6 protein-coding genes are annotated in these 6,947 nt (G+C 62.6%); all 6 read left to right on the top strand.

Annotated elements, in window-relative coordinates; all coding sequences use genetic code 11:
* Window positions 1-747: Xaa-Pro dipeptidase (locus H0V78_04320; GenBank protein MBA2351028.1), on the top strand; the 747-nt coding region annotated here is incomplete at its 5' end.
* Window positions 748-922: 175 nt separating this feature from the next.
* On the top strand, window positions 923-2,164 hold the full coding sequence (locus tag H0V78_04315; protein MBA2351027.1) for an FAD-dependent monooxygenase: 1,242 nt from the start codon (window positions 923-925) through the stop codon (window positions 2,162-2,164).
* Between the two features lie 169 nt (window positions 2,165-2,333).
* Entirely contained in the window at window positions 2,334-3,350 is a 1,017-nt protein-coding gene (gene dusB, locus H0V78_04310; protein MBA2351026.1) for a tRNA dihydrouridine synthase DusB, read from the top strand.
* Window positions 3,347-3,592 carry a Fis family transcriptional regulator gene (locus tag H0V78_04305; protein MBA2351025.1) on the top strand — a complete coding sequence of 82 codons (246 nt, stop codon included), beginning with the start codon at window positions 3,347-3,349 and terminating at the stop codon, window positions 3,590-3,592. The genes dusB and H0V78_04305 overlap by 4 nt, the downstream gene beginning before the upstream one ends.
* Window positions 3,593-3,695: 103 nt before the next feature.
* Entirely contained in the window at window positions 3,696-5,261 is a 1,566-nt protein-coding gene (gene purH, locus H0V78_04300) for a bifunctional phosphoribosylaminoimidazolecarboxamide formyltransferase/IMP cyclohydrolase (GenBank protein ID MBA2351024.1), read from the top strand.
* Window positions 5,262-5,424: 163 nt separating this feature from the next.
* Window positions 5,425-6,711, top strand: coding sequence for a phosphoribosylamine--glycine ligase (gene purD / locus H0V78_04295; protein ID MBA2351023.1), 1,287 nt, complete (start codon window positions 5,425-5,427; stop codon window positions 6,709-6,711).
* Window positions 6,712-6,947: the final 236 nt, after the last annotated feature.

The raw sequence follows: 6,947 nt of genomic DNA, 5'->3' as shown, positions 1-6,947 counted from the left end.
GAGCTGCTGCACGAATTTCGCCGCCACGGCGCGCAGGCGCCGGCTTATACGTCGATCGTCGCATCCGGCGCGAATGCCTGCGTGCTGCATTACGTGCGGAACGACGCGCAGCTCAAGGACGGCGATCTGGTGCTGATCGATGCAGGCTGCGAATTGGATGGTTATGCCGCCGACATCACGCGCACGTTTCCAGCCAACGGCAAATTCGGCGCGGTGCAAAAAGACATCTACCAACTCGTCCTGGCAGCGCAAGCGGCGGCGATAGACGCGATCAGGCCGGGCAGCAACTGGGTGGCGCCGCATGACGCCGCAGTCCGCGTTTTGGCGCAAGGCATGATCGACTTCGGTCTGATCGAAGGCCCCGTGGATGCCGCGATCGAATCGGAAGCTTACAAAAAGTTTTATATGCACCGCACCGGCCACTGGCTGGGACTCGACGTGCACGATGCCGGTGATTACAAGCGCGCCGGCGAATGGCGCGAGCTCAAGCCAGGCATGGCAATGACGGTCGAACCCGGCTGCTATATCCGGCCGGACGACAAAGTGCCCGAGCGATTCTGGAACATCGGCATCCGCATTGAAGACGACGTGCTGGTGACCGATCACGGCCGCGAAGTGCTGACCGCGGATGCGCCGAAAACGGTAGCTGACATCGAAACGCTTATGGGCGAATGCAATCAACGCAGTGCAGTGAACGCCAACCGCACACAGCGCGGCGCCGCGACGGCTACTCGAGGAAAGCCCTGAGCAGGTGACCCCCGATTAATGCATTCGAGGGCAGGCACTGAGCTGTCGAAGGGTGAAACAGTCGCTGTGGTTCGACAAGCTCACCACGAACGGCCTGGCTGAGACATTACCCACGATCGGATACTTGGAAAACGCTGGATTCCCGCTTGCGCGGGAACGATAACGCAAGGCTGCAATGGCCGCAAACACCCCTGCTCCCGATTCGCAATCCGCTGCGCGTTACGACGTGGTCATTGTCGGCGGCGGCCCTGTCGGCTTGGCGCTGGCGCTTGCGCTTCGTGGCAATGCCTGCCGCGGCCGGCGCGTTCTGCTCCTCGATGCGGGCCAGGGTTGGGCAAGCGACGTGCGTATTCTCGCGTTGTCTTATGGCAGCCGGCTGATACTCGACAAGCTCGGCGTCTGGCCTTTTCTGCAAGCTGTCACGCCGATCGCCGCGATTCATGTGTCGCAGCGCGGACGCTTCGGCCGAACGCGGCTGGCGGCCGAAGAAATGCGTCTGCCGGCGCTCGGTTACGTCGTCGATTACGCGAGTCTGCAAACGGCGATGCGTGAAGCGTTGGGCAAGCCCGCACGGCGCGGCGTGTCCACCGCTCCATCGCATACAGCCGCGCAGGATTTCAGCCACTTGACCGGCGCATGCGTGACCGAATGCCGATTCGGAAAAGACTGCGCGGCCGTGGAATTCGAGGCCGGCGCGAGCGGGCAAAAAACGCGGGTCACGGCCTCCCTCGTAGTGTTTGCCGACGGCGGCGCGACCGGCAATGCGTCGATCGCCACCTTCCGCGATTATCATCAGTCAGCCGTGGTCGCGCAGGTTACGAGCGAGCGCCCACATCACAGCGTCGCGTATGAGCGCTTTGCCACCGAGGGCCCGATCGCGCTGCTGCCCTTCGGTTCGCGCATGGCATTGGTGTGGACGACGACGCCTGCGCGCGCGGCGGAATTGATCGAGCTCGACGAGCGGCGTTTTCTGGACGCGCTCGGCGCGCATTTCGGCGATCGCCTCGGCAGCTTCACCGCCGCCACGCATCGCGCCAGCTATCCGCTGCGTCTGCGCCATGTTTCGCCGACGGCGGCGAGCCGCCAGGTGCTGATCGGCAATGCCGCGCAGACGCTGCACCCGGTCGCCGGCCAGGGCTTCAATCTCGGCCTGCGCGATGCCTGGGCGCTCGCGCAGGAATTGAATGGCGACGCAGCGGCCGATGCCGGCAGCGAAAAGCTGTTGCACGCGTATCGCGCAAAGCGCGATCTCGACCGGCGCGGAGGAATTTTCTTTACCGATGCGCTGGTTCGCGTGTTCTCGAACGACTCCGCTTTACTCGGCCTCGCCCGCGGCGCCGGGCTCGCGGCACTCGATTGCCTGCCGGCGGCCAAACGCTTCCTGATACGGCGCATGGTTTTCGGCGCATCAGGCTGATCACGCCGCGCGGCGCAGCTGCGTTTCCTTAGCGCTGCGATTGCGATTACAATGGGGCTTCCCCTGCAAGACTTTTGATTTGCCCCGGTCTCGTTGCGTTTCGAGAAAGGGCACAGGCCCTAGCCCCAGGCAGGCACAGCGCATTCAAGGAAATTCCCGGTTACCCGCAATGCAAGTCGGCCCTTTCAAGCTAAAAAATAATCTGATTGTCGCGCCCATGGCCGGAGTGACCGATCGTCCTTTCCGGCAACTGTGCAAATCGATGGGCGCCGGCATGGCGGTATCCGAAATGGTCGCGAGCAACTCGCTGTTGTGGGGCTCGGAGAAAACAAAGCGGCGCGCGAATCACGAGGGCGAGGTCGATCCGATTTCGGTGCAGATCGCAGGCGCCGATCCGAAAATGCTGGCCGAGGCGACGAAATACAACGTCGATCAGGGCGCGCAGATCATCGACATCAACATGGGCTGCCCGGCCAAGAAAATCTGCAACGTGATGGCCGGCTCGGCGTTGCTGCAGGACGAGCCGCTGGTCGCGCGCATTCTCGACGCCGTGGTCGGCGCGGCTGCGAAGCGAAACGCGCCGGTGACCTTGAAAATTCGTACCGGCTGGGACAAGCAGCACAAGAATGCTTTGCGCGTCGCCCGGCTCGCGGAAAGCGCGGGCATCCAGGCGCTCGCCATCCACGGCCGCACGCGCGCCTGCTCCTATACCGGCGAAGCCGAATACGACACCATCGCGGCCGTCAAAGCGGCGGTCAAAATTCCGGTGATCGCCAACGGCGACATCACGACGCCGGAGAAAGCGCGCGACGTCCTGCGCTACACAAAGGCTGATGCGGTGATGATCGGCCGCGCTGCCCAGGGGCGTCCGTGGCTGTTCCGCGAAATCAGCCATTTCCTCGCCACCGGCAAACATCTGCCGCCGCCTGAGGTCGCCGAAATCCACGGGGTGCTGCTCGCCCACATGCACGATCTCTATGCGTTCTACGGCGAATATTCCGGCTTGCGCATCGCGCGCAAACACATCTCGTGGTACACCAAGGGCCTGACCGCATCGGCCGCGTTTCGCCACGCCATGAATCAATTGCAAAGCACGGATGAACAACTCTGGGCGATCGAGGATTTCTTCGGCGAGCTGGGTCAGCACGGGCCGCGTCTCAGTTATCTGGAGGTACTGGCGGCATGACCAGGGAAAGCGAACTCGCGCGTTGTGTGCGCAACTCGGTGGAGTGTTATTTCCGCGATCTCGACGGCGAAAAGCCGGGCGCGCTGTACGAGATGGTCATCCACTGCGTCGAGAAGCCGCTGATCGAAATGGTCCTGCAAAGGGTCGAGGGCAACCAGACGCGGGCCGCCGAACTCCTCGGCATCAACCGCAGTACCCTGCGCAAGAAAATCGATGCGCATGGAATCAAAGGCCAGAGGTAATACGCGGCGATCGGGTATCGGGGAACCAGATCCAAACCTCTACCGCTCCGTATCCCCGATCCCCGATTCTCAATTCTCAAACCTCAAATCTCCTGCCTTTAGCATGCCCATCAAACGCGCCCTGATCAGCGTATCCGACAAAACAGGCATCATTGAATTTGCGCGCGCACTGCATGGCGCCGGCGTCGAATTGCTGTCGACCGGCGGCACCGCGAAAGCCCTGCATGATGCGGGCATTGCCGTCGTCGAAATCGCGGATTACACCGGCTTTGCCGAAATGCTCGATGGCCGCGTCAAGACGCTGCATCCGAAAGTCCACGCCGGCATCCTGGCGCGGCGCGACAGCGCGGAGCACATGCGCGCGCTCGAACAGGCCGCGATTCCGGTGATCGATCTTGTCGTCGTCAATCTCTATCCATTCAGCCAGACCATCGCCCGCGCCGACTGCCCGCTTGCCGAGGCGATCGAAAACATCGATATCGGCGGCCCGACCATGGTGCGCGCTGCGGCCAAGAATTATCAGCACGTCGCCGTCGTGACCGACCCCGCCGATTACAGCGCGCTCGTCGACGAAATGCAGCGCGCCGCCGGCTCGCTGGCCTTGCGGACGCGTTTCGCGCTGGCGAAAAAAGCCTACTCGCACACAGCCGCCTACGATGCTGCGATCAGCAATTACCTGACTGCCCTCGACGACAACGACCTGCCTACGCGCTTCCCGCAGCGCCTGAATCTGACCTTCGAAAAAATTCAGGACCTGCGCTACGGCGAGAATCCGCACCAGCACGCCGCTTTCTATCGCGACCTCGCGCCCGCGCCCGGCAGCCTGAGTCATTATCGGCAGTTGCAGGGCAAGGAGCTGTCGTACAACAACATCGCCGACGCCGACGCCGCGTGGGAATGCGTGAAGACTTTCGATGCGCCGGCCTGCGTCATCATCAAGCATGCCAATCCATGCGGCGTCGCGATCGACCAAGATTCGCTCGCCGCTTACCAGCGCGCGTTCGCGACCGATCCGACCTCGGCTTTCGGCGGCATTATCGCTTTCAACCGGGCGCTCGATGCCGCGACCGCCGAGGCCGTCGCCCAGCAATTCGCCGAAGTCGTAATTGCGCCGCGCATCGACGAAGCCGCGCTGCCGGCGCTTGCCCGCAAGGGCAATGTGCGCGTGCTCGAAGTGCCGCTGCCGGACGCCCGGGACGCGAACGCTTTCAATGTCGCGCGGGTCGGCGGCGGCCTGCTGGTGCAGACGCCCGATGCCGCGCGCATAGTCAAAGCCGATCTCACAATCGTCAGCAAACGCCGGCCCTCGCCGCAGCAGATCGACGATATGCTGTTCGCATGGCGCGTCGCCAAATTCGTCAAATCGAATGCCATCGTATTCTGCCGCGAAGGTCAGACACTGGGCGTCGGCGCCGGCCAGATGAGCCGCATCGACAGCGCGCGCATTGCAGGCATCAAGGCGCAGAATGCCGGCCTCGCGCTGAGCGGTTCGGTCGTCGCATCCGATGCGTTTTTTCCGTTCCGCGACGGCATAGACGTCATCGCCGAAGCCGGCGCCGCCGCCATCATCCAGCCGGGCGGCAGCCTGCGCGACGATGAAGTGATCGCGGCCGCCGATCAGCATGGCATGGTGATGGCGTTCACCGGCGTGCGTCATTTTCGCCATTAGTCGTCCTTTGCCTGTCATTCCGGACGCGTCCTTCGGACGCGAGCCGGAATCCAGCAGAGTCAAGGTGAACAGGGAATGGATTCCCGTGTGCGCGGGAATGACATCCGCGGCATCGGTCGGCATCCCTTCTTGCCGATTTCGCAGTGACCTTTCGAAAGGCTGAATGAAACTACTCGTCATCGGCGGCGGCGGCCGCGAGCATGCAATCGGCTGGCGGCTGGCGTCTTCGCCCCGCGTATCCAAGGTCTACGTTGCGCCAGGCAACGCCGGGACCGCTGCGGAAGACGGCTTGTTCAATGTTCCGATCACATCGATTCCGGTGCTGGTCGGATTCGCCAGACGCGAGCAGATCGCCCTGACCGTGGTCGGCCCGGAAGCGCCGCTCGCGGACGGCATCGTCGATGCGTTCCGCGATGCCGGGCTCAGGATTTTCGGGCCGACCAAAGCGGCGGCGCAGCTCGAAAGCTCGAAAGATTTCGCCAAGGCTTTCATGCTGCGCCATGGCATACCGACTTCTGCTTACGCCAGCTTTACCGAGGCAGGCGCGGCGCATGCGTATGTCGATCAGCAGGGCGCGCCTACCGTCGTCAAGGCCAATGGTCTCGCCGCCGGCAAAGGCGTTTTCGTCGCCATGCAGCTTGCCGATGCACATGCGGCGATCGATCGTTTGCTGCCTGCCGGGAATCGATCGTCGAAAATCGTTGTCGAGGAATTTCTCGAAGGCGAGGAAGCCAGCTTTATCGTCATGGTCGACGGCAAGAATATATTGCCGCTGGCGACCAGCCAGGATCACAAGCGTTTACTCGACGACGATCTCGGCCCGAATACCGGCGGCATGGGCGCCTATTCGCCGGCGCCGGTCATCACGCCGCGGTTGCACGCCAGGATCATGCGCGAAATCATTCAGCCGACGGTCGCCGGCATGGAGCAGGACGGCGTGCCGTACAGCGGCTTTCTCTATGCCGGCGTCATGATCAAGGACAACGACCTCAAGGTGCTCGAATTCAACTGCCGCCTCGGCGATCCCGAAGCCCAGCCGATTCTGCTGCGCCTGAAAAGCGATTTACTGAGCCTGATCGACCGCGGCGCAGCCGGGACGCTGCACGAGATCGAGGCGGAATGGGATAGACGCACCGCGCTCGGCATCGTCCTAGCCGCGCACGGTTACCCGGAGGCGCCGCGCATGGCCGATGCGATCCATGGATTGCCGAAGCCCGAGGACGATTTCCACGTATTCCATTCCGGCACCGCGCTGCGCGACAAGCAGCTCATCACCAATGGCGGCCGCGTCTTGTGCGTGACCGCGCTCGGCGACAGCGTGCGCATGGCGCGCCGCCGCGCTTATCAGATTGCCGAGCAGATCCGTTTCGACGGCTGCCAGATGCGGCGCGATATCGGCAATCGCGCGATCGGCGCGGGCCCGAAAAAGCCGGTCAAGGTATCGTCGTAAGACGTTCCGAATATTTCCCATCGCCTTCATTTCTACAAGCTGGTCCCGGCAGGCCTTAAACAGGGAGCCGGAATCCAGACGTCCCTAAACTGTCTTACTCTGCGCAGTCGCTGGATTCCCTGAATTCACGAAACAAGTGCAACACCCGTATAAGGTGTTGCCATGGGAACCCGATATGAACAACTTACCTTAGCCGAGCGCATTGAACTCTACCGTCTGTATAAACAAGGTGAACC

The organism is Burkholderiales bacterium, assembly GCA_013695435.1.
Taxonomy (GTDB): domain Bacteria; phylum Pseudomonadota; class Gammaproteobacteria; order Burkholderiales; family JACMKV01; genus JACMKV01.
This window is presented reverse-complemented; position numbering and strand designations above follow the sequence as displayed.

Coding starts and splice junctions, on each gene's coding strand:
- H0V78_04305 (MBA2351025.1), top strand. CDS start 3,347: ATGACCAGGGAAAGCGAACTCGCGCGTTGTGTGCGCAACTCGGTGGAG.
- dusB (MBA2351026.1), top strand. CDS start 2,334: ATGCAAGTCGGCCCTTTCAAGCTAAAAAATAATCTGATTGTCGCGCCC.
- H0V78_04315 (MBA2351027.1), top strand. CDS start 923: ATGGCCGCAAACACCCCTGCTCCCGATTCGCAATCCGCTGCGCGTTAC.
- purH (MBA2351024.1), top strand. CDS start 3,696: ATGCCCATCAAACGCGCCCTGATCAGCGTATCCGACAAAACAGGCATC.
- purD (MBA2351023.1), top strand. CDS start 5,425: ATGAAACTACTCGTCATCGGCGGCGGCGGCCGCGAGCATGCAATCGGC.